The following is a 1,497-nucleotide window of genomic DNA, read 5'->3' as shown; positions in this document are numbered from 1 at the left end:
GCCGCCGCGGCGGCGGGCCGGCCGGTCAGGACCGCACGCAGGTCGTCCTCGGCGGCGATGGTCGTGATGAAGAAGAGCTCGTCGCTGCCTTCCACCACGTCGTCAGGGCTCGGCGTAATCGGCGCGTCGTCGCGCAGGATGGCCACCACCGTCGCATCCTGCGGCCAGGCGATGGAGCCGAGCCGCTGACCGATCAGCGCCGAGTCGGCGGGAACCGTAAACTCGACCATGGATGCGACGCCGCTCTGCAAGGTCAGCAGCCGGACCAGGTCCCCGATCTCCACGGCTTCCTCTACCAGGGCGGTCATCAGGCGCGGGGTGTTCACGGCAACATCCACGCCCCAGGAGTCGTCGAACATCCAGTCGTTCTTGGGGTTGTTCACGCGTCCCACCGTGCGGCCGACGCCGAACTCGCTCTTGGCCAGCAGCGAGACCACGAGGTTGACCTTGTCGTCACCGGTGGCCGAGACCACCACGTCGGCTTCTTCCAGCCGGGCCTCACGCAGGGTGGTGATCTCGCACGCGTCGCCGATCAGCCAGCGCGCGCCCTTCAGCCCGCTGCGGCCGATCACCTCGGGCTTCGGATCAATCAGCAGGATGTCGTGGTTGTTCGAGAGCAGCTCCCGCGCAATCGACGATCCGACGCTGCCGGCGCCGGCAATGACCACCCTCATTCGGACTCCTCCACGGGGGGCTTGGACAGGATCCTGTCGATTTCGAAGGTCGAATCCACCGCCATCATGGCGTGGACTATGTCGCCCTTTTGGTAGCGGGTGCCGCGGCCGGGCAGGATTCCCTCGCCGAAACGGGTCAGGTAGGCCACCCGGGCGCCGGAGGCGGCTTCGATCTCGGCCAGTTCCCGGCCCACCCAGCCGTCGTCCAGTTGCACCTCACCCAGGATCAGGCGGCCGGAGGCCTCGCGGAAGTCGCCCTTGATGCCCTGTTCGGGCAGGATCCGCCGCAGCACCTGATCGGCGCTCCAGCGCACCGCGGCCACCGTGGGGATGCCGAGCCGCTGGTAGATCTCGGCGCGGCCGGGATCGTAGATGCGGGCCACCACATGCGGGACGTGGAAGGTTTCGCGGGCCACCCGGGTGGCGAGGATGTTGGAGTTATCGCCGCTGGAAACGGCAGCGAAGGCGTAGGCGTTCTCGATGTCTGCGTGCCGCAGGGTGTCGCGGTCGAACCCTACGCCGGTGACCTTACGGCCGGTGAACCCCGAGCGCAGCCGGCGGAACGCCCGGTCGTCCTGGTCGATAATGGCCACGCTGTGCCCCGAGTCCTCCAGGGTGTGGGCCAGCGTCACGCCTACGCGCCCGCAGCCCATGATCACAAAGTGCGCCATCCACGTCCTTCCGGCACCCGCTGTAACGCGGGAATCAAATGTACTGCAACCATAACGCTGAACCGGTCCATCGATGCCATGACCGGGGGGTTCGAAACGGCGCCGGCGGCCGCGCGCCGGCCGCGACGGCCTACCCGGCCACGCCCCGGTCC

At 68.3% G+C, this 1,497-nt stretch carries 2 protein-coding genes; both read right to left on the bottom strand.

What is annotated here, in order from left to right; all coding sequences use genetic code 11:
• Positions 1-674 (bottom strand): potassium channel family protein (locus AC5RV2_RS17885; RefSeq protein ID WP_494093443.1); only part of this gene is annotated, 674 nt, incomplete at its 3' end.
• Positions 671-1,345 (bottom strand): potassium channel family protein, encoded by a 675-nt coding sequence (locus tag AC5RV2_RS17880; protein WP_494093442.1) that lies wholly within the window; start codon positions 1,343-1,345, stop codon positions 671-673. The genes AC5RV2_RS17885 and AC5RV2_RS17880, both read right to left, overlap by 4 nt.
• Positions 1,346-1,497: the final 152 nt, after the last annotated feature.

This window comes from Arthrobacter sp. Y3225116 (assembly GCF_059091245.1).
This window is presented reverse-complemented; position numbering and strand designations above follow the sequence as displayed.

Excerpts from the sequence above, each read along its gene's own strand:
- AC5RV2_RS17880 (WP_494093442.1), bottom strand. The coding sequence starts at position 1,345 with ATGGCGCACTTTGTGATCATGGGCTGCGGGCGCGTAGGCGTGACGCTG.